The sequence below is a fragment of the Candidatus Amarolinea dominans genome (genome assembly GCF_016704685.1).
Classification (GTDB): Bacteria; Chloroflexota; Anaerolineae; order SSC4; family Amarolineaceae; genus Amarolinea; species Amarolinea dominans.
The window spans coordinates 117,120-137,904 of record NZ_JADIZS010000001.1 but is presented as its reverse complement, the minus strand read 5'-3'; the positions used below and the strand labels follow the sequence as shown (position 1 = coordinate 137,904).

General features: G+C 63.4%; 13 protein-coding genes. 2 read left to right on the top strand and 11 right to left on the bottom strand.

What is annotated here, in order from left to right; translation table 11 throughout:
- The first annotated feature begins 95 nt into the window (after positions 1-95).
- Positions 96-1,277, top strand: coding sequence for a DUF362 domain-containing protein (locus IPF85_RS00500; protein WP_343406100.1), 1,182 nt, complete (start codon positions 96-98; stop codon positions 1,275-1,277).
- 411 nt (positions 1,278-1,688) lie between these two features.
- On the opposite strand, the gene IPF85_RS00495 is transcribed toward IPF85_RS00500, so the two are convergent.
- The 11 genes from IPF85_RS00495 to IPF85_RS00445 form a co-directional block, all read right to left on the bottom strand.
- Positions 1,689-2,021 carry a hypothetical protein gene (locus tag IPF85_RS00495; protein ID WP_343406099.1) on the bottom strand — a complete coding sequence of 111 codons (333 nt, stop codon included), beginning with the start codon at positions 2,019-2,021 and terminating at the stop codon, positions 1,689-1,691.
- 31 nt (positions 2,022-2,052) lie between these two features.
- Complete coding sequence (locus IPF85_RS00490; RefSeq protein ID WP_343406098.1) at positions 2,053-5,964, bottom strand: hypothetical protein; 3,912 nt, start codon at positions 5,962-5,964, stop codon at positions 2,053-2,055.
- 138 nt (positions 5,965-6,102) lie between these two features.
- The gene (locus tag IPF85_RS00485) at positions 6,103-7,380 is read right to left on the bottom strand and encodes a hypothetical protein (protein ID WP_343406097.1); all 1,278 of its coding nucleotides are present in this window, start codon (positions 7,378-7,380) and stop codon (positions 6,103-6,105) included.
- A 349-nt stretch (positions 7,381-7,729) separates the two neighbouring features.
- Positions 7,730-9,715 carry a DNA methyltransferase gene (locus tag IPF85_RS00480; protein WP_343406096.1) on the bottom strand — a complete coding sequence of 662 codons (1,986 nt, stop codon included), beginning with the start codon at positions 9,713-9,715 and terminating at the stop codon, positions 7,730-7,732.
- Between the two features lie 2 nt (positions 9,716-9,717).
- Positions 9,718-9,963, bottom strand: a complete 246-nt coding sequence (locus IPF85_RS00475) for a type II toxin-antitoxin system HicA family toxin (protein ID WP_343406095.1) — start codon at positions 9,961-9,963, stop codon at positions 9,718-9,720.
- Positions 9,956-10,189 (bottom strand): type II toxin-antitoxin system HicB family antitoxin, encoded by a 234-nt coding sequence (locus IPF85_RS00470; RefSeq protein WP_343406094.1) that lies wholly within the window; start codon positions 10,187-10,189, stop codon positions 9,956-9,958. Before IPF85_RS00470 ends, IPF85_RS00475 begins: the two co-directional genes overlap by 8 nt.
- Before the next feature lie 35 nt (positions 10,190-10,224).
- Complete coding sequence (locus tag IPF85_RS00465; RefSeq protein ID WP_343406093.1) at positions 10,225-12,045, bottom strand: AAA family ATPase; 1,821 nt, start codon at positions 12,043-12,045, stop codon at positions 10,225-10,227.
- 12 nt (positions 12,046-12,057) lie between these two features.
- On the bottom strand, positions 12,058-13,878 hold the full coding sequence (locus IPF85_RS00460; RefSeq protein WP_343406092.1) for an AAA family ATPase: 1,821 nt from the start codon (positions 13,876-13,878) through the stop codon (positions 12,058-12,060).
- A gap of 12 nt (positions 13,879-13,890) precedes the next feature.
- On the bottom strand, positions 13,891-15,699 hold the full coding sequence (locus IPF85_RS00455; protein WP_343406091.1) for an AAA family ATPase: 1,809 nt from the start codon (positions 15,697-15,699) through the stop codon (positions 13,891-13,893).
- A gap of 12 nt (positions 15,700-15,711) precedes the next feature.
- Entirely contained in the window at positions 15,712-17,526 is a 1,815-nt protein-coding gene (locus IPF85_RS00450) for an AAA family ATPase (protein WP_343406090.1), read from the bottom strand.
- A gap of 44 nt (positions 17,527-17,570) precedes the next feature.
- Positions 17,571-19,148: an AAA-like domain-containing protein gene (locus IPF85_RS00445; protein ID WP_343406089.1), complete on the bottom strand. Its 1,578-nt coding sequence runs from the start codon at positions 19,146-19,148 to the stop codon at positions 17,571-17,573.
- A 335-nt stretch (positions 19,149-19,483) separates the two neighbouring features.
- Between IPF85_RS00445 and IPF85_RS00440 the strand changes: the two genes are divergently transcribed.
- On the top strand, positions 19,484-20,761 hold the full coding sequence (locus IPF85_RS00440; protein WP_343406088.1) for a hypothetical protein: 1,278 nt from the start codon (positions 19,484-19,486) through the stop codon (positions 20,759-20,761).
- The last annotated feature ends 24 nt before the right edge of the window (positions 20,762-20,785 follow it).

Genomic DNA, 20,785 nt, shown 5'->3' with positions numbered 1-20,785 from the left:
CTGCGCGAGATACTTTGCGTAATTCGTCACTTGCTGCGGGCCGATGACGGCCTTAGCCTGCAGCGCTTATTTTACCACATCGAAGGAGATATACCATGCCAAGCACCGTGCCAAGCACTGTGTATTATGCTTCGCCCCGCCAAACGCGGCTGGAAGCCAACGAAACGCTGCCGATCAAATTGGACCTGATCGTGGACAAGCTGGGGATCCGCGACCGGGTCAAGGGCGAGAATGTCGCGATCAAGATGCACCTGGGCGGTAACGTCGGCTACTCGACCTTGCACCCGGTGTTCGTGCGGCGTGTGGTGCAGGCGGTCAAGGACGGCGGCGGCCGGCCTTTCATCGTGGATCTGAATTGGTCCGCCGGCGACGCGGCCGGCCGCGGCTACACGGCCGAAACCCTGGGCTGCTCGATCTTCCCCATCGGCGGCATGGACGAGCATTACTACTACCGGCACACGCACCCGTTCAAGAACCTGACCGAGTGGATGCTGGGCGGCGGCATCCAGGATGCGACATTCCTGATTGACCTCTCGCACCTCAAGGGGCATCCTTCGTGCGGCTTCGGCGGAGCCTTCAAGAACCTGGCCCTGGGCTGCATGATGCAACCGACCCGCGGCGCCATGCACGATGCCTGTCATTTCGATCCGTACTGGTTCCCCGAGCTCTGCCCCGACCCCCTGGTGCGCGAGGCCATCATCGCCGCCTGCCCGCATGGCGCCGTGGTGCAAGACAAGCACAACCCGGACAGCCTGCACCTGCACATCGAGAACTGCAACCAGTGCGGCCGCTGTCTGCAGGTGGCGCCGGCCGGCTCCTTGAAGATTGACCCGGTGAACTTCCACGCGTTTCAGGAGGCGTGCGCGATTTCGGCCAGCCTGACCCTCTCCACCTTTGCGCCGGGCAAGACCACCTTCATCAACATTGGCACGCATATGACGCCCGTCTGCGACTGCTTCGGCTTCACCGGCCTGCCGATCCTGCCTGACGTCGGCATCTTCGGCTCGGACGACATCGTCGCGATTGACCAGGCGTCCCTCGACATGATCGCGCACAGCCGCTTGATCGAGGAAAATGTGCCGCTCTCGATGGAACCCTGGTACACCGAGGGCCATCCCTTCCAGCACCTGCACGGCCCGCTCAAGGATCCGTACAAGGTCGTCGAGTACGGCGAGAAGCTGGGCCTGGGCTCGCGCACCTATGAGCTGATTGACGTGATGCCGGTCGAGCAGATCACGCGCGCGCCCCTCGGCTACATCAATTTGCATGCCGGCTGATTTTCACAAACACGTCAAGGCCGTCCAAGATCCGCTTTGTCACCGGTGACGAGGCCAGCCAGGCGTATGTAGCCCGCATCGAGGGGGTGTTGGCGGCCTAGGTCGCGACAAATTCCCTAAGGGGGATTGACAAGTGATGGGTGCCAGTCATACAATATGTCCATCAAGTTGGAGGGTATATCATGATGGTAAACAATTCCATCCCCCCCCCCCGCCCCCCCCCCCCCCCCCCCCCCCCCCGCCCCCCCCGCCCCGCCCCGGAGGAGACCACGAAGATGCGCCCCCCCCCCCCCCCCCCCCCCCCCCCCCCCCCCCCCGCGATGGCGTGCTGGGGATCATCGTCTCGGCGAAGACATTCCGCTGGGAGTAGAAGCAAGCTGCCCGTCGTCCAGCGCCCGCGCCTGACCCACATCAATCCAACAGGTTATCAATCATGCGGCTCAGCGGCTGCCAGACCAGCGCACTCAGGACGTTGGATACGACCCACCAGACCGCGACCCCGACCATGTACCGGTTTCTCCCCGCGGGCAGAAACTGCGACACGGCCCAGAACACCGCGCCGAACGTGAGGCCGTAGCCGGCGGTCCAATAGGCGGTCTTCAGCATGGCCTGGCTCAGCGCCCGCGAGGGCGAATAGATGCGTTCGTAGGCCACCAGGTGTTCCCAAAGCATGTACGCCGCGTAGAGGATCAGCACCACGCCGATTACGACACGATCCCACGGCACGTTCAGATACCACACCATTTGCCCTGCTCACAAACGATAAGCGCGTTAGCTACTTTGCCATGATCAGCGGAAACTGCTGTTGCGGCGCCAAGCGGGCGCTGCGGAAGATGCCGCTGCTGGCGCCGACCCAAACAATGCCATCGTCGCGCAAAACCAGGGCGTTGACGCCGCCTGGCGTTGGGCCGCCCAGGCGTTGCCAGGCGGTTAGCTGGCGTTGCCATAGGTAGATGCTGCCATCGCACAGGCCGACGGCGAGAAGGTCAGCACTGTGGGCGATGGCGCAGGCGTGACCGTTGGGAAGCCGACTATTGAAGGCTGTCCATGTCTGCCCACCGTCCGCGCTACGCCAGACGCCGTGAGTGTTGGTGGCTGCGTAGAGCGCGCTTGTGGCGCCCTCCATGCGGCTCACCAGGCCGGTCACGTTGAGCCAGCCCACCGGATCGCCGGCCCGCCGCCAGGTCATTCCCAGATCAGATGTACAGACCAATCCCAACTCACCGCCGATACAGATAGTCTGTGCAGCCGGCCAGGCTGCGTCGAAGGCGATGACGATGGGCGCGGCCACGGCGTGTGTGTGTTGTTGCCAAGATGCCCCGCCATCGGTTGACACCGCGAAATAGCCGAATTGCCCGCGATCGTAGACTCCCCATGCGACGGCCATGGTATGACTGCGGGCGAAGTCTGGCGCAAACGCGGCCGCGCTGGTGCGCGCCTCGCGCAGTTCTGCGCTAAAGCTCAGCGCCTGCCATGACTCGCCGCCATCCGTCGTGATCGAATCGAACGCGACCGCCGTTCCATCTGCGGCGAAGACAGGCGAGGCGGCCAGCACCGACGGCGCTTTGGGTCTTCGAGATGCGCTGCTGTAATCAAGCAGCCAGGTCGGGGCGGCGCCGCTCGGGCTGGTGGACAAGAGACCATAAGGCGTGAGCGACCACAGAGGAGAATCGCTCTGTAGCCCGGCGCCGATCAGGTTATGGACAGTCGCACCTGGCATATTGCCCGCCGCCTGCCAGGATTGGCCGTTGTCGGTGGTCACCAGGAAGTGCGCACCGGAACCCGCTTTACTCCGCCACAGACGGTGATCCTGGGCGTAGTTGGGTGAGAACGCAACAAAATACTGCTCATACTCACGGGGTGCGATGCCAACCCAGGTTTGGCCGGCATCGGTGGAGAGGTATGTCCCTTGATCGTCTCCCCGACGAGTCCAGGCTGCCAGCGTGTGATCGGTCGCATAGTTGGGCGAAATGGCCAACCCGCTCCAGGCCACAGCGCCGGGCAAACTGGCAACGCCGATCTGTGCCCACGTCACGCCGCCGTCGGTGCTGCGCCGGATGCCCGCCTCGCCCGTATTCCACCAGTGCAGGGCAAAGACCGTGCCATCGGCGGCGAAGTTGGGCGAAAAGATGATGTGGCTTTCACCCAAGCCGGTGGCCTGCCAGGTCAGACCGTCGTCGGTTGAGCGCCAGTGCTTTCCTGGGGTCGCTCTCGTGGATTGGCTGATCAGGATCGTATGTGTGCCGTCGGCGTTTCGCGCCACCGCCGGGTATTCGAGTTTGGCGCCGGCCAGACTGCGCAGTTCCCAGGTGTCACCTCGGTCGGTGGAGCGCCAAAAGCCGCTGCCGTAGGAGGCATCGAACAAGACCCCATTGGCGTCGTAGGCTGGCGAAGCGACGATATTGCGGTAGCCGGGATGGAACGCACCGGACAGCCCTGTCCAGTTCTGACCGCCGTCAACGCTGCGCCAGACATTCGCGCGGTCGGTGCCGATGAGGGTGCGGCTGCCGGCGTAGAACACGAACGGCGGCTGCCACGCGGTGCGTCGCATCCATTGGCTTCCGTCGGTGGAGCCAGCCGCTTGTCCCGCTCGTGTCGAGGCGATAAGTGGAGATTCCGGGCCCAGGCTGCTCGGAAGCGCCAGGCGCTCAGGTGCGCTGCCGCCCACCGGGCCGTAATCTTCCCAAGCCACGGCCTGGGGTGGAAGCGAGACGTCGAAAGGCGTTGGCCCTGGCAGCGGGTTGTATGGCGGCAGGGGGCCGTCAGGCGCGAAGACCTGCAAGCGATTGTTGCCGCTGTCGGCGACGACGATGCGGCCATCGGGCAGGGCCGCGATGGCCTGGGCGTCGGCGAACTGGCCGTTGCCCCGGCCGAAACTTCCCCAGGAAGCCAGGTAGTGCCCATCTTCGTCGAAGCTTTGCACCCGGCTGCTGAAGATGGGGGACACAAGCGGCCGGCTGCGATTATCGGTATCCAGCACGAACACCCGGCCGCGCAGGTCGGTGGCGACGGCGCTCGGTACGACAAAAGTTCCGGGAGCGAGGTCAACGCCGCCAGCGCTACCCCAGGCGAAGAGCGTCTGGCCCAACAACGTCGTGACCTTGACCGATGGCGCAGGAGCCTGTTGCACCCGGTAGGCGCGACCGGTCGCCGTGATTGCCAGGCTCGCATACCAGGTTTGGTAATCGAGGGTGTTCCACTCGCCCATGCGGACGCCATCGAGATCCATGCGCATGACCTGACCTGTCAGGTTCATGGCCAGCAGGGTATTGCCTTTGGCCGCCAGCGCGATGAATGGAGCTGTCGTGTACGTGGGATAGAGAATTTGGCCGGCAGAGAAGGCTGTCTCGAAACGGCCGGCCGAGAAACGAACGATTCTCTGTCCCAAGCCCCAGGGTGACACAGCATCCAGCACGTAGAGTCGCCCCAGCGCGTCCACGGTCAATGCCTGGAGTTTTTCCAGGCTCCCCTGGTCCGCACGACCGGCGCTAATCTCGCCAAGCACGCGCCCATTCGCGTCCAGGTGTTGGATGCGCCCACGGTTCTTTTCGAGGACGTAAAACGTACCATCGGGCGCGGCGGCCAGATGGTCGGGGTGCTCGAAGTTGCCGGGCGTGGCGAAGGCACGTGTGCCCCAGGCCCCCAGCCGGTGGCCGCTCCAGTCGTAGATGACAACCTGGGGCGCGTTGGTCAGCACAAGCAGGCGGTTGTCGGTGGCAGCCAGCGCGATAACGCCGGCTGGCAGAGCAAAGCTGCTCAAGAAGGCGCCTTGTGCGTCATAATGTTTGACCACGCTGTCATCGAGTTCATAGACCCAGAGACTGTGGTCAGGCGCGAGGGTCAGCGCGCGCGGCGAGTAGAGGAAGCCCGGCTGACCGTTGACCGCGCCGATCCGCTGCCCTTCTTCCCAACTGGGCAGGATGCGTATGACGCCGAATAGGGCGGGTGAACAATAGGCGACGCCATCGGTGTCCACGGCCAGGGCGCCGCTGGCGCAATCAACCTCACGGGAGCCTTGCGGCGCGCCGTCAGATGCGAAGCGTGACAGGCGCTGATACGTTTGATTCCCGGTTACGCGACCGGTAAGACTCAAGACGAAGATGCGTCCGGCGGCATCAGCATCTACGCTGACCGGATCGGACAGGCCGTCAGGGTCGCCAGCGGCCCAGCGGCCAACCTGGCGCACGAAGTCGCCCTGCAGGGTGAAGACCTGCACCCGGCTGTTGTTCGTGTCGGCCACGTAGACGCGGTCGCCGCGCACGGCGATGCCGCGCGGGTTGTAGAATTCGCCCTGACCCCGACCGAGGCGCCCGAAGGTTCGCAGGAAGACGCCAGCGGCTGTGAAGACCTGGACGCGATGGTTGCCGGTGTCCGCGACATAGACGTTGCCTGCGGCGTCGAGCGCGATGTCGGTGGGAGCGGTCAGTTCGCCGGCGACGGCTGCTGCGCCCCACGTGGCAACCCAGCGAAAGGTTGACGGGTCGGCATGGGAGGACGCGGGCGGCAGGTCGGCCATCGCCGGCAGAGATGACACCGTGAAGTTGGCTGCGCCGGCAAGGGCAAAGGCCGCAGCCAGCAAGCAGCGCAGCGCGCGCGGGAAAATTATCTTGGTGAATGTGGTGGGAAGGCCCAAGTCAACAAGACCCTGGACGGTCTCGCCGATGGCCTCGCGGATATTACTTCTCATCGGATCCCTCCTCGACTTTCTATCACATTGTGATATACCTGTCAAGTGCGTGCCTATTGAACCAGCAGTTCCAAATGTAGCACACATTCAACCACAAAGAGCACATGCGGGGGTTGGTGAACACAAAGAAACGGCAGATCAGACGCAGATCGGCAACTTCTCTGCGTTCTTTGTGATCTCTGTGGTAAAAAACCAGGCTACATTTGGAACTGCTGCTATTGAACGGCGCAACGCTACCCCGCCACGAAGCGCCCATCTTCCAGCGCCCGCGCCTGACCCAGGGCGACCAGGGTGGCGAGCCATTCGGCCACACGGGCAGGCGCGGCCCCGCTGAACGCGGCCGCGACTTCGGCCGCGGTGACGGGTCGGTCGGCGGACGCGGCCAGAGCGGCGCGTACGGCGGCCGCCTGCGCGGCCATGGCCTCGGGCCAGGGCGCACTCAGAAACCCGGTTTCTCCGAGAAACCGGGTTTCTGGCTCCTCGATCTCGAACCCGGCTTGCTGCGCCTGCGGCGCGGACTCGGCCGGCGCCTGGTAGTCCGGCCGCAGCCAGCGGATGACGCCAGCCGCCTCTTCCGCGGCCCGCGCCGGCGTTGAGCGCGACCAGCCGCGTCAAAATCTCCTCGTCAGGCAAATCCGCCGGCCAGCCGTAAGCCTCGGCAACGGCCGCATCCAGGTCGTCGTGCAGTTGCCTGAGGATCGAGACCAGCCCTTGCGCGTGGATGATCTTGTCTTTGGCGGTCAACGCCTCGCTGGCGCGCAGCCTCGCCAGCACGTTGTACATGTCGGTCAGGGTCAGCTTGGGGTGAAGCGCCTGCTGGCGCTTGCGGTGGCTGTCCAACTCTTCGGCGATGGAGCGGATGCGGGCCTTTTGCGCGTCGATGGCGTCGGGGAAGGAGAACTTCTCGAAACAGGCGGTCTTGACGTAGACCGGATCGTTGCCGACGCCCAGCCACCCGCCCGCCTTCAAAGCCCAAGTTGTGTGGATGCGGCTCGATAGGACACCGAGGAAATAGCCATCTTCCAAAGCTATGTTGACGAGTTTGTTGTCGGGCAAGATGGTCTTGTCGAGAAACACGAAGAAGCGGTGTCTTGACGTCTCAACTGTTGCAATATAGCGAGACAATCCTGAAAGCTGATCTCTGAGCTTCGGGTTGGTCTCACCAAACAGCCACCAGTTTTCTCGACGTGATTTTCGGTTGTTCTGATCTCGCTCTGGCTTCACGCGTTCGTACACCCACTGGTAAACTTCTGGAAAGCGCCGCCTCACATCTTCTACGGTCAAGCCGTAGAGATCAATGACCATCACATTCCTGGATGTCGCTGTCAAGTCGCGGCCGTTTCGGTAGAGCCGAATGTGCTTTTCCAGACCAGTAACTACACCGAGACCAAGTTGCTTCGCTTCCTGCGGCGTCACAATGAAACCCACTCCGAACAGGCTGACGCCACGATTGCTGAGTTCCGAGTTTGCCCCCAACGGCGTTGCCGAAGTGACATCTGCACCTACCGTCAGGTCGGCAGAATCACTCCGAACGCGGGCGAGAAAGCCACGTTGATCTTCGTCATGATCTGTGGCCGCCTCCCTGACAACGCGGCAAGCCCCTGCTGATTCCCTGGCGCAGCCACCGTCATCGAAATCCTGACCGCCGCGCCGTCTGCCGAATCCACCCACGGATGATCGGGGATGGCAAACGCGATGTGTAGGGGCAGGTCTTGCGCCTGCCCACCTTGCGCCTGCCCGCCCTGGGCGCCCGCAAGGGGTGCCCCTACCAGGTGATTTTGGAGACGCGGCGGTTGAAGGTCTGGCGCAGGCTGTTCGTAGTGATGAAGCCAAAACGGCGCAATTGGCCGCGGCGCACCAGTTCGGCGGCCTTGTCCCACCAGAACATCACGTAATCCGCCGAGTCGGGCACGTTGGGGTAGACGCGGCGGATCGTTTCGGCGTAGCCGTCGCCCAACGCCTCGCGCATCCGGCCCGTGCCGATGAACGGCGGATTTCCTACGACGAAATCGGCTTGCGGCCATGCGGCCGGCCGTGGGTTGAGGTAGCGCCAGGCCGGCACGCGCGCGGTCTCGTCGGGCACTTGCTCGCCGGTGACGGGGTGCCGCCTGGTCGTGCGGCCGTCCCAGCGGGTGACGGGGCGGCCCGCGGCGTCCAGCAGCGGTTCGACCGCGTCCCAGGCCAGCACCGCGTCGCGGCACTCGATGTTGTGGAAGCTGCGGATGATCGGCTCGGCGATGTGTCCCAGGTCTCCCTCGGTGCGCAGCCGCCACTGCAAATAGCCGATCCACAGCACCAGTTCGGCGATGGCCGCGGCGCGCGGGGAGATTTCCAGGCCCAGGAATTGGCGCGGGGAGACAGTGACGCTTTCCACGTCGAGCAGCATCTGGCTGCCGCCCAACTGCCCGCGCACCTCCAGCACTTCGGCCTGCAGCCGCACCAGGTGTTCCAGGCTGACGTAGAGGAAATTGCCCGTCCCGCACGCGGGATCCAAGACCCGGACGCTCGCCAGGCGGCGCTGGAAGGCCTCGACCTCGGCCAGCGCTCCCTTGATCTCGCCCTCGTCGGCCAGGCGCGCGGCCGCGGCTTGCACCGCTTCCCATTCGCCGCGCAGCGGCTCGACCAGTGTCGGCAGCACCAGGCGTTCGACATAGGCGCGCGGGGTGAAGTGCGCGCCCAGCTTGTGCCGCTCGGCCGGGTCCAGCGCCCGTTCCAGCAGCGTGCCGAAGATGGCCGGCTCCACGTCGCGCCAATCGGCCTGCGCGGCCTCGATCAGCAGTTGCAGTTGATCCGCGCTCAGCGGCAGCGCGCTCGCGTCCGCGAACAGCCCGCCATCGAAGTGCTTGATGGGCACGCGCAACGCCAGCGAGAACCCGCCGGCCGCCATCGTGCGCCACAGCTCTTGCACGAAGGCCGGAAAGTGCGCCACGTTGTGGCGGGCATCGGCCAGCAGTTGCGTAAAACTACCGGGCGGCAGCAGCCCCACATCCTCGGCGAACATGGTGAAGAGACAGCGCATCAGGAAATGGGCCACGGTCTGGGGATCGTGCTGTCCCTCCAGCGCCCGCGCCAGCCGCGCCAGGCGGTCGGCGATGTCGCGCGTCACCCGTGCGCTGCGCCGGCTGGGGTCCAGACTCATGGGGTCGAGCCAGAGCTGGCGCAGGAGCGTGCGCACGTCCGGGTCGGCCAAATCGGTCAAACTGATGCGGTAATGGGCGGGGTCGGGGAAGGGGACGTAGTTGCCGCCGCTGCGGGTGAATTCGCTGTAGAGGTCCAGGCTGTCGCCCACGTCGGCGACGATCAGGAAGGGGGGCCGGCCGCCGTCCGCGACCTCGGCGGGGGGCAGATTGCGCGCATACGACTGCGCCTGCTGCCGCGCCCGTTCCATCGCGGTGTCCCAGGATGCGGCCCCGCGCAGCGCCGTGCCGCGTTTGCGCGCCCGGCCCGCCGCCTGTCCGGCCAGCGAGAGCGCGGGCGTACCCGCGTCGCCATCGCGACCCTGCTTGGCCTCCAGCACGAAGCAACCGCGGCGATAGAGGTCAATGCGACCGGTCGCGCCGTGGGGCAGCGGCACCGATTTCTCGAAGACATAGGCGTTGGCAGCCTCGTCGGGCGTGGTTGGATTGGGGCGGTCCACCTCCAGCACGTCGCACAGCTCGGAGAGGAAAGGCTGGCAGTTGGCGCGCTCGGCCGCGCCGGAGGCACGCCAGCGCGCGATGAAGGGGGCAACGAGGGCCGGTTGGTCGGTCATAATTACTCAGTATAGAAATGAGGTCTCAGTTCCTCATCCGGTATGTATTGGCTTGCCTGTCGGAAAATGGCTCGCAAGGTACCGGTATCGAGTTCCCGATGACGCGGAATCGTCAATATCTGTTTCTGGCCATACGGGCCAATGCGCCGCAACTTGACGTGACTGCCTTCCTGCGCGTGTACGATGAAACCAAAGCCTTCCAGTATCTGAATGACCGCGGATCCTGAGAGGCGGCGCAGTTTAGGCATATACCGGCTCCATCTCCATGGTAACCAATAGCGGAGGATGCGCGACCAGTCCTAACTCTGCCAGATCCTCACCCTTTAAGTGAAGGTGAATTGCCTCGCGCAGATTCTGCACCGTTTCATCGAGCGTCTGGCCCTGAGTGACCACAGCCAGGTTGAGACACTCGGCCACGTACCCCGATTCATCGCCTGGATAAATCACTGCCTGGATTGTGTAGCGTTGTGCCATGTTGCCTCCCAAGTTTTTCTCGAATACGAACACGATTACAATTTCACCCACACCAGCCGGTCGAAGCCGAGCGCCACGATGGCGAAGGTGTGCAGGCGCAGCTTGGCGCCATAGACGGTCTGGAGCGTGGCGCGGTAGTCCGTCGCCTTGCGCGTCGCCTCGGCCAGCGCCGCCGCGACCAGGGGCCGCGACGCCAACTCCTCGCGGGACGTCGCTTTGACCGCCTCACCGGTCAGGCCCAGATCGCTCAGCGGGATGTACTTGAACTCCAGCAGCGCATCTTGCAGCGTGTACTTGCGCATATCCGGCCGCACGATCAGCGTCATATCGGCATAACTGCGTTCCAGCGCCGGCTCCGAATCGGTGATATAGAACAGGTCGTCGAACAGCAGCGTCAGAAACGCCATCTTCACCGTCAACTCATTCGCCCAGCGGTAGTCGCGGTTGTCGAGCACCCGAAAGTAGCGCGTTTCGATGAAGTCGCACAACGGTTGCAGATCGCCGTGATAGTAGACCGCTTCGACGGCCTCGCGCACCGCGGCCCGCTCGCCGAACTCCGGCAGCAGGCGGTCGCGCAGTTGCTCCACGTACAGTTTGCGCGCCACCAGATTCGGGATGCGGAAGGCCAGTTTGCCTTCCTCGGTGATCCGCTCCAGTGTCAGCACGCCGAAGTAGTAGAGCAGCGAGACCATGAACGTCTCGTCCTTCACCTGGGTCAGCACATCCTCCACGCCGAACCGCTGCGCCAGCCGTGGGATGGTCGGCGGCGTGTCGGGATTCAGGATCGCGGCCAGCACCGGCGCGCCGTGCGGCAAGCCCGCAATGTACGCGATCTTCCCGCGATCCATCGCCAGGTTGCTGTCGAGTAACTCGCGTGGCGGGCTGCAGGTCTCCGCCAGGTGTTGCAGGAAGTACAACGCCAGCGTGGGATTGTAGACCAGTTCCGCCGGCTCCTCGCCAAACGCATAGCCGTTGTAGAAGGTGCGCATGGTGTCCTGCGCCGCGGTGCGCGCCTCCGGCGCCAGTTCGCACTCCTCCGCGACCTGCGCCAGCAATCCCTGCATCTCCGCTTCCGTGAACCCGCACAGCAGTTCCAGACCGATCTTGAACGAAACATCCCGCGCCACGTTATAACCGCTGCTCAAGTCGCTGAGCACAATTGGCGCGACGCCAGTGGTGAAGGCGCGATCCAATCCCATGCCGCTGCCGGCCCCTTTCACCGCCTTGAACACCGTCTTGAGCAGCCCCTCGCCGTAGAGCAATGCCTTGTAGCGGTCGGCGCCGCCTCCTCCGATATCCCTCCCTACAGGGGGGGACTCAGGGGGGGGGCGACTCATCAGTACCTCGTTGGCGAAGTTGTCGTATTCGTCAATCAGCAGATAGAGGCGATAGTCCGTCGCGCGCACCGCCGTCAGCAACGACTCAAAGGAAGCGATAGCATTGGTGGGGTGAACGGTGATCGGGTAAGCCAACTGCTCACGATAGGTCTCCGCGAACCCCTGAATACGCGCGTTGATGTGAGCATGCACCGCCTGCCCGATCTCAGCGATGCCGCCCTGCGCGCTGACCAGTGAGAAGTCCCATCGCAGGATGAAGTAGCTGTTGTGGCCCGGGGTCGGGTTGCGCCCAATCGCCAGGTCGCCGAACAACTGCGCGAACTCGCCGGCCTTCGCCACATCGTAGTAGTTCTCCAGCGTAGAAAGCCACAGGCTCTTGCCGAACCGCCGCGGCCGCAGGAAGACCAGTTGTTTCCCGGCCTCTTCCACCAGCGCAATCCGGTCGGTACGGTCTATGTACACATAGCCTTCCGTTCTGATGGTATAGAAATCACTGATACCGTAGGGAAACTTTAACATTGCCGCGCCTCCTTATAGTTTGCGCCATACCAGCCGGTCGAAGCCGAGCGCCACGATGGCGAAGGTGTGCAGGCGCAGCTTGGCGCCATAGACGGCCTGGAGCGTGGCGCGGTAGTCCGCGGCCTTGCGCGTCGCCTCGGCCAGCGCCGCCGCGACCAGGGGCCGCGACGCCAACTCCTCGCGGGACGTCGCTTTGACCGCCTCGCCGGTCAGGCCCAGATCGCTCAGCGGGATGTACTTGAACTCCAGCAGCGCGTCCTGCAGCGTGTACTTGCGCATATCCGGCCGCACGATCAGGGTCATATCGGCATAGCTGCGTTCCAGCGCCGGCTCCGAGTCGGTGATGTAGAACAGGTCGTCGAAGAGCAGCGTCAGAAACGCCATCTTCACCGTCAACTCATTCGCCCAGCGGTAGTCGCGGTTGTCGAGCACCCGAAAGTAGCGCGTCTCGATGAAGTCGCACAACGGTTGCAGGTCGCCGTGATAGTAGACCGCTTCGACGGCCTCGCGCACCGCGGCCCGCTCGCCGAACTCCGGCAGCAGGCGGTCGCGCAGTTGCTCCACGTACAGTTTGCGCGCCACCAGATTCGGGATGCGGAAGGCCAGTTTGCCTTCCTCGGTGATCCGCTCCAGTGTCAGCACGCCGAAGTAGTAGAGCAGCGAGACCATGAACGTCTCGTCTTTCACCTGGGTCAGCACATCCTCCACGCCGAACCGCTGCGCCAGCCGTGGGATGGTCGGCGGCGTGTCGGGATTCAGGATCGCGGCCAGCACCGGCGCGCCGTGCGGCAAGCCCGCAATGTACGCAATCTTCCCGCGATCCATCGCCAGGTTGCTGTCGAGTAACTCGCGTGGCGCTTCACATTCACGCTGCAATGTCTTGAGGAAGTAGAGTGTCAGCGTGGGATTGTAGATCAAAGCGGTCGCGCGCATGCCAAAGCGATAACCGTTGTAGAACGTGCGCAGCAGCGTCAATGCTTCCGTGGTTTGCGCCGGAGACAGGTCGCACGTCTGGCCCACTTGTGCCAGGAGCGCCGCAACCTCCGCCTCGTGGAAGCCGCACAAGTCATAGAAATCAGGGAGTAGCGAGAGGTCCTCGGCGACATTATAACCGCTGCTCAAGTCGCTGAGCACAATTGGCGCGACGCCAGTGGTGAAGGCGCGATCCAATCCCATGCCGCTGCCGGCCCCTTTCACCGCCTTGAACACCGTCTTGAGCAGCCCTTCGCCGTAGAGCAATGCCTTGTAGCGGTCGGCGCTGCCTCCTCCGATATCCCTTCCTACAGGGGGGGACTCAGGGGGGGCGCGGCTCATCAGTACCTCGTTGGCGAAGTTGTCGTATTCGTCAATCAGCAGATAGAGGCGATAGTCCGTCGCGCGCACCGCGGTCAGCAACGACTCAAAGGAAGCGATAGCATTGGTGGGGTGAACGGTGATCGGGTAAGCCAACTGCTCACGATAGGTCTCCGCGAACCCCTGAATACGCGCGTTGATGTGAGCATGCACCGCCTGCCCGATCTCCGCGATGCCGCCCTGCGCGCTGATGAGCGAGAAATCCCAGCGCAGGATGAAGTAGCTGTTGTGGCGCGGGGTCGGGTTGCGGCCAATCGCCAGGTCGCCGAACAACTGCGCAAACTCGCCGGCCTTCGCCACATCGTAGTAGTTCTCCAGCGTCGAAAGCCACAGGCTCTTGCCGAACCGCCGCGGCCGCAGGAAGACCAAGTGTTTCCCGGCCTCTTCCACCAGCGCAATCCGGTCGGTACGGTCTATGTACACATAGCCTTCCGTTCTGATGGTATAGAAATCACTGATACCGTAGGGAAACTTTAACATTGCCGCGCCTCCTTATAGTTTGCGCCACACCAGCCGGTCGAAGCCGAGCGCCACGATGGCGAAGGTGTGCAGGCGCAGCTTGGCGCCATAGACGGCCTGGAGCGTGGCACGATAGTCCGCGGCCTTGCGCGTCGCCTCGGCCAGCGCCGCCGCGACCAGGGGCCGCGACGCCAACTCCTCGCGGGACGTCGCTTTGACCGCCTCGCCGGTCAGGCCCAGATCGCTCAGCGGGATGTACTTGAACTCCAGCAGCGCGTCCTGCAGCGTGTACTTGCGCATATCCGGCCGCACGATCAGCGTGGCGACTTTCGGAGAAAGCGCCGTCATATCGGCATAACTGCGTTCCAGCGCCGGCTCCGAATCGGTGATATAGAACAGGTCGTCGAACAGCAGCGTCAGAAACGCCATCTTCACCGTCAACTCATTCGCCCAGCGGTAGTCGCGGTTGTCGAGCACCCGAAAGTAGCGCGTTTCGATGAAGTCGCACAACGGTTGCAGATCGCCGTGATAGTAGACCGCTTCGACCGCCGCCCGCATCGCGGCCCGCTCGCCGAACTCCGGCAGCAGGCGGTCCCGCAGTTGCTCCACGTACAGCTTGCGCGCCACCAGATTCGGGATGCGGAAGACCAGTTTGCCTTCCTCGGTGATCCGCTCCAGCGTCAGCACGCCGAAGTAGTAGAGCAGCGAGACCATGAACGTCTCGTCTTTCACCTGCGTCAGCACATCTTCCACGCCGAACCGCTGCGCCAGCCGCGCAATGGTCGGCGGCGTGTCGGGATTCAGGATCGCGGCCAGCACCGGCGCGCCGTGCGGCAAGGCCGCAATGTACGCAATCTTCCCGCGATCCATCGCCAGGTTGCTGTCGAGTAACTCGCGCGGCGCTTCACATTCCCGCTGCAATGCCTTGAGGAAGTAGAGTGTCAGCGTGGGATTGTAGATCAAAGCGGTCGCCCGCATGCCAAAGCGATAACCGTTGTAGAACGTGCGCAGCAGCGCCAATGCTTCCGTGATTCGAGCCGGAGACAGGTCACACGTCTGGCCCACTTGTTCCAGGAGCGCCGCGACTTCTGCCTCGTGGAAGCCGCACAGGTCATAGTAATCCGGGAGTAGCGAGAGGTCTTCGGCGACATTATAGCCGCTGCTCAAGTCGCTGAGCACAATCGGCGCGACGCCGGTGGTGAAGGCGCGATCCAGCCCCATGCCGCTGCCGGCGCCTTTCACCGCCTTGAACACCGTCTTGAGCAGCCCCTCGCCGTAGAGCAGCGCCTTGTAGCGGTCGGCGCCTTCCACCGCGTGACTCATCAACACCTCGTTGGCGAAGTTGTCGTACTCGTCAATCAACAGGTAGAGGCGATAGGGCGTTTGGCGCACCAAACCCAGCAAAGCTTGAAAGGAGGCAATTCCGTCGGTGGGATGCGGCTCAAGCGGCGCATTCAGCCACGCCTGGTAGCGCAAGCCGAAGTTCTTAATGGTCATGTTGATGTGGTTGTGCAGCGCCTGCCCGATCTCCGCGATGCCGCCCTGCGCGCTGATGAGCGAGAAATCCCAGCGCAGGATGAAGTAGCTGTTGTGGCGCGGGGTCGGGTTGCGCCCAATCGCCAGGTCGCCGAACAACTGCACGAACTCGCCGGCCTTCGCCACATCGTAGTAGTTCTCCAGCGTGGAGAGCCACAGGCTCTTGCCGAACCGCCGCGGCCGCAGGAAGATCAACTGGTCGCCGGCCTCTTCCACCAGCGCAATCCGGTCGGTGCGATCCACGTAGACATACTCGCCAGTCCGCACTTTATAGAAATCACTGATGCCGTAGGGAAATTTCAACATCGCCGCGCCTCCTTATAGTTTGCGCCACACCAGCCGGTCGAAGCCGAGCGATACGATGGCGAAGGTGTGCAGACGCAGCTTGGCGCCATAGACGGCCTGGAGCGTGGCGCGGTAGTCCGTCGCCTTGCGCGTCGCCTCGGCCAGCGCCGCCGCGACCAGGGGCCGCGACGCCAGCTCCTCACGGGACGTCGCTTTGACCGCCTCGCCGGTCAGGCCCAGGTCGCTCAGCGGGATGTACTTGAACTCCAGCAGCGCATCTTGCAGCGTGTACTTGCGCATGTCTGGCCGCACGATCAGTGTCATATCGGCATAACTGCGTTCCAGCGCCGGCTCCGAGTCGGTGATATAGAACAGGTCGTCGAACAGCAGCGTTAGAAACGCCATCTTCACCGTCAACTCATTCGCCCAGCGGTAGTCGCGGTTGTCGAGCACCCGAAAGTAGCGCGTCTCGATGAAGTCGCACAACGGTTGCAGATCGCCGTGATAGTAGACCGCTTCGACGGCCGCGCGCATCGCGGCCCGCTCGCCGAACTCCGGCAGCAGGCGGTCACGCAGTTGCTCCACGTACAGCTTGCGCGCCACCAGATTCGGGATACGGAAGGCCAGTTTGCCTTCCTCGGTGATCCGCTCCAGTGTCAGCACGCCGAAGTAGTAGAGCAGCGAGACCATGAACGTCTCGTCTTTCACCTGGGTCAGCACATCCTCCACGCCGAACCGCTGCGCCAGCCGTGGGATGGTCGGCGGCGTGTCGGGATTCAGGATCGCGGCCAGCACCGGCGCGCCGTGCGGCAAGCCCGCAATGTACGCAATCTTCCCGCGATCCATCGCCAGATTGCTGTCGAGTAACTCGCGTGGCGGGCTGCAGGTCTCCGCCAGGTGTTGCAGGAAGTACAACGCCAGCGTGGGATTGTAGACCAGTTCCGCCGGCTCCTCGCCAAACGCATAGCCGTTGTAGAAGGTGCGCATGGTGTCCTGCGCCGCGGTGCGCCGGCGCCAGTTCGCACTCCCCGCGACCTGCGCCAGCAATCCCTGCATCTCCGCTTCCGTGAACCCGCACAGCAGTTCCAGACCGATCTTGAACGAAACATCCCGCGCCACGTTATAACCGCTGCTCAAGTCGCTGAGCACAATTGGCGCGACGCCGGTGGTGAAGGCGCGATCCAATCCCAGGCCGCTGCCGGCCCCTTTCACCGCCTTGAACACCGTCTTGAGCAGCCCTTCGCCGTAGAGCAATGCCTTGTAGCGGTCGGCGCCGCCGCCGCCGATATCCCTCCCTACAGGGGGGGACTCAGGAGGGGCGCGGCTCATCAGTACCTCGTTGGCGAAGTTGTCGTATTCGTCAATCAGCAGATACAGAGGATAGGGCGTTTGGCGCACCAGCCCCAGCAAGACTTGAAATGAGGCAATTCCGTCGGTAGGATGCGGATCAAGCGGCGCATTCAGCCACGCCTGGTAGCGCAAGCCGAAGTTCTTAATGGCCGTGTTGATGTGGTTGTGCAGCGCCTGCCCGATCTCCGCGACGCCGCCCTGCGCGCTGACCAGCGAGAAGTCCCAGCGCAGGATGAAGTAGCTGTTGTGGCGCGGAGTCGGGTTGCGTCCAATCGCCAGGTCGCCGAACAGCCGCGCAAACTCGCCGGCCTTCGCCACATCGTAGTAGTTCTCCAGCGTCGAAAGCCACAGGCTCTTGCCGAACCGCCGCGGCCGCAGGAAGACCAGTTGTTTCCCGGCCTCTTCCACCAGCGCAATCCGGTCGGTACGGTCTATGTACACATAGCCTTCCGTTCTGATGGTATAGAAATCACTGATACCGTAGGGAAACTTTAACATCACCACGCCTCCTTATAGTTTGCGCCACACCAGCCGGTTGGGGGCTACATTCCCCACACCATGATCGGCCGGCCGTGATGGCTTTCGCCGCGCCGCCAAATTTTTTCAGCCCACGGTCTGTCGGGGCGCCGGTCGAAGATGATCAGGTGCGTCTCGTCGGCCGCGCAACGGTCGGCATACTCCCAGGTCTGCGCCAGGCCGGCCGCCAGCGTCTTCTCCACCGAGTCGCGCAGGATCTTCAACTCGATCACCCCGCGCTGCACGCCGCCGGGGTAGCGCCAAAGCACGAGCAGATCGGTGCGCCGACGTCCCAGACCATATTCGCGCTCCACCCGGCCGCCGCCATTGACGATCCGCTGCAAAAATGCCTGCATGAGCAGTTGCGGCCCGGCCTCTTTGTAGTCGAAGCGTTCCAACCACACCTCGGAGTTCTCGCGGAAGAACTGCTGGAATGCGGCCAGCAGCTTTGGCAGGTCCAGGCGGCCATCGGCGGCGATGTACCAGGCCGGTTGTTCCGAAATTGTGAGTTGCGTGCTGAAGGTCAACTCGCGCGGGATGACTTCCTGGTAGATGCGGTTGGCGATCGTGAGTTGGCCCTCGGTCTTGATCAGCCCCAGGTCGCGCACGTAGGTAATGTCGTCCGGCGGCATGATTTCGGCGGTCTGTTCGCCGGCCAGGATCGTTTCCACCACGCGGCGCACGCGCGGCTCTTGCAGCTTGTCGGCCAGTTGATCCAGGTGCGTCACGCGTGCCAGGATCAGCTCCTCTTTGGCCTGCTGGATCATTTCGGCCGTGATCGGCTGGGTGCGGTCGCGGCCGGCGCGCAACTCGAAGCAGGCGGTGTAGGCCAGCGCATTGACCAGCCACGGCTGGCCGCTGGTCAGGCTCCAGACCAGATCAAGCGCCTCCGGCGTGAAGGACTGGCCAGTCTCGTCCGTATGCTCCAACAGCAGCGTGTTCACCTCGCGCGGGCCGAAATCGTCCAGGCGCAACGACTTGGCTTTGATGTTGAACGCGCTGCCGCCAGTGATGATCGTCTTCTGCGCCTCCGAGTGGATCCGATAATCCTGGATGTCGCGCACGCCGCAGAGGATCAGGCTGTGGGGGAACTGGTGGGGGCGCTTGGGATAGCCGGCGCGCAGTTGGCGTAACAGCGAGATCAGCGTGTCGCCCACCAACGCATCCACCTCATCCAGCATGAGGACGAGGGGCTTATCCAATTGCTGGCACCAGCGCGACAGAAAGACGCCCAAGGCCGAAGCCGGCGTTATCGTGGCAAGCGTTTCTTCCGCCAGCGTCACTGCTGCCGCATCGCCGACGAGATCATACGCCCAGGCTGCAATATCGGTGACGACGGTCGCGATGCCCTTATCCACATCCTCGCGGTGCGCCTGTGCCCCTTCGATATTGGCGTACACGGCATGGTACTGGCCGATCTGGTTGAGATGCTTCGCCAGCGCCAGCAGACAGGAGGTCTTGCCCGTCTGGCGCGGGGCGTGGAGCAGGAAGTATTTTTCCTGGCCGACGAGCGCCAGCAGTTCCGCCAGGTCGAACCGTGCCAGCGGCGGCAGGCAGTAGTGCTTCTCGCAGTTGACGGGGCCTTCGGTGGTGAAAAAACGCATAGGCGCCTCCTGGCCCCGAGTATACCACACAAACCGATTCTGCGCCGTTCAGGAATGAGAATTTTTTAACTGTGTTGCTTGACGCGGAACAGGTCATGCAGTAGAATACCCGCACCTCAGGTTCCGTGGCCGGTTCACCTGGGACGAAAGTTGTTTTCTCTCACCCAAGAACCTGGCCGACGAATGGACTTTCTTCTCCGGGTTGACCAGAAAGGAGGCAGACACCCACTTTGCGCATTCGCATGTCATTCTTTCGGATAGCGACAAATAGAGGGCGTAGTATGCGCAGCGTGCGCAGTGCGCGCCCTCTGATCAGTGGAAAAGGAGTTTCGATCATGCAACGTCAGAACATCGTCCGTATCCTGGTGCTGTTCGTGCTGCTGTTCGCAGCCGTGGGCAGTGTCACGGCCAAAAGCCCAGATGGCAAGGATCATGCGGCAGGATTGCCCTCGGGCAACTACCCGCTCGACTCCAGCGACAATGTGGTGTTGAGTTCGGGAGGCCCGGCCAATATCAACGTTTCTCCGCTCAGCCTGGCCAGCACCCAGGCTACCAACACTCAGACACAGCAGGTACTGACTATCGGCAACACCAGCAGCGCCGGCAGCAGCGACTTGACGTGGACCGTCTTTGAGGATGCCAACGGCTCACCTGAGCTTGTGGATTGGAGCGACAACTTCGACAGCTACGCGACTGGCAGCCAAATGCATGGCCAGGGCGGTTGGAAGGGTTGGGCCAACGACCCGGCCGCCGGCGCGCGCACCAGCAGCATCCAGGCGCGCAGCGCACCCAACTCGGTTGATATTCTCGGCGCCTCTGATCTGGTGCATGAGTACAGCGGCTATAGCAGCGGGTCATGGGTTTACACCGCCTGGCAGTACGTGCCCACCGACTATACGGGCCAGTCCTACTTCATTCTGCTCAATACGTACGTGGACGTCGGCACCAACAATTGGTCGGTTCAGGTCCAGTTCGATGCAGGAACCAACCTGGTTGTGAACGAAGGCGCCACCGGCGGCACGCTGCCGCTGATCAAGGGACAGTGGGTTGAACTGCGCGACGAGATCAACCTCGATGTCAATACGCAGTCTTTCTACTACAATAACCAGCTCCTCTACACCGGCACCTGGACGGACGAAGTGAGCGTCGGCGGTGTGCTGAATATCGGCGCTGTAGATCTGTTCGCCAACAACGCGACCACGGTCTTCTACGATGACGTGAGCCTGGCTGCTCCCGTCCCACCGCTCTGTGATGCGCCCAGCGACATCCCGTGGGTCAGCGAGACCCCGTCCAACGGCACCACGGTCGCCGGCGCGTCAACCCCTGTGCAGGTCACATTCGACTCGACGGGTCTGGCCGTCGGCACCTACACCGGCAACCTGTGCGTCTCCAGCAACGATCCCGATCCCGGCCCCGGCAATGGGACCAACTTGGTGATCGTGCCGCTCACGCTCGACGTGCAGGCCCCCACCGCGCTCACGCTCAGCAGCCTGGATGGGACTCAGTCGCCGGCGCCCATGCCGGTAGGCCTCCCGCTCGTGGCGCTGCCGCTCGCGGCCGGCGCGGCCCTGGCGGCTGCCTACGCGTGGCGGCGCAAGCAGCGCCCCCTGTAACGCAATCCTCCGGATTGCAGCGCC

Coding starts and splice junctions, on each gene's coding strand:
- IPF85_RS00500 (WP_343406100.1), top strand. CDS start 96: ATGCCAAGCACCGTGCCAAGCACTGTGTATTATGCTTCGCCCCGCCAA.
- IPF85_RS00495 (WP_343406099.1), bottom strand. CDS start 2,021: ATGGTGTGGTATCTGAACGTGCCGTGGGATCGTGTCGTAATCGGCGTG.
- IPF85_RS00490 (WP_343406098.1), bottom strand. CDS start 5,964: ATGAGAAGTAATATCCGCGAGGCCATCGGCGAGACCGTCCAGGGTCTT.
- IPF85_RS00480 (WP_343406096.1), bottom strand. CDS start 9,715: ATGACCGACCAACCGGCCCTCGTTGCCCCCTTCATCGCGCGCTGGCGT.
- IPF85_RS00475 (WP_343406095.1), bottom strand. CDS start 9,963: ATGCCTAAACTGCGCCGCCTCTCAGGATCCGCGGTCATTCAGATACTG.
- IPF85_RS00470 (WP_343406094.1), bottom strand. CDS start 10,189: ATGGCACAACGCTACACAATCCAGGCAGTGATTTATCCAGGCGATGAA.
- IPF85_RS00465 (WP_343406093.1), bottom strand. CDS start 12,045: ATGTTAAAGTTTCCCTACGGTATCAGTGATTTCTATACCATCAGAACG.
- IPF85_RS00460 (WP_343406092.1), bottom strand. CDS start 13,878: ATGTTAAAGTTTCCCTACGGTATCAGTGATTTCTATACCATCAGAACG.
- IPF85_RS00455 (WP_343406091.1), bottom strand. CDS start 15,699: ATGTTGAAATTTCCCTACGGCATCAGTGATTTCTATAAAGTGCGGACT.
- IPF85_RS00450 (WP_343406090.1), bottom strand. CDS start 17,526: ATGTTAAAGTTTCCCTACGGTATCAGTGATTTCTATACCATCAGAACG.
- IPF85_RS00445 (WP_343406089.1), bottom strand. CDS start 19,148: ATGCGTTTTTTCACCACCGAAGGCCCCGTCAACTGCGAGAAGCACTAC.
- IPF85_RS00440 (WP_343406088.1), top strand. CDS start 19,484: ATGCAACGTCAGAACATCGTCCGTATCCTGGTGCTGTTCGTGCTGCTG.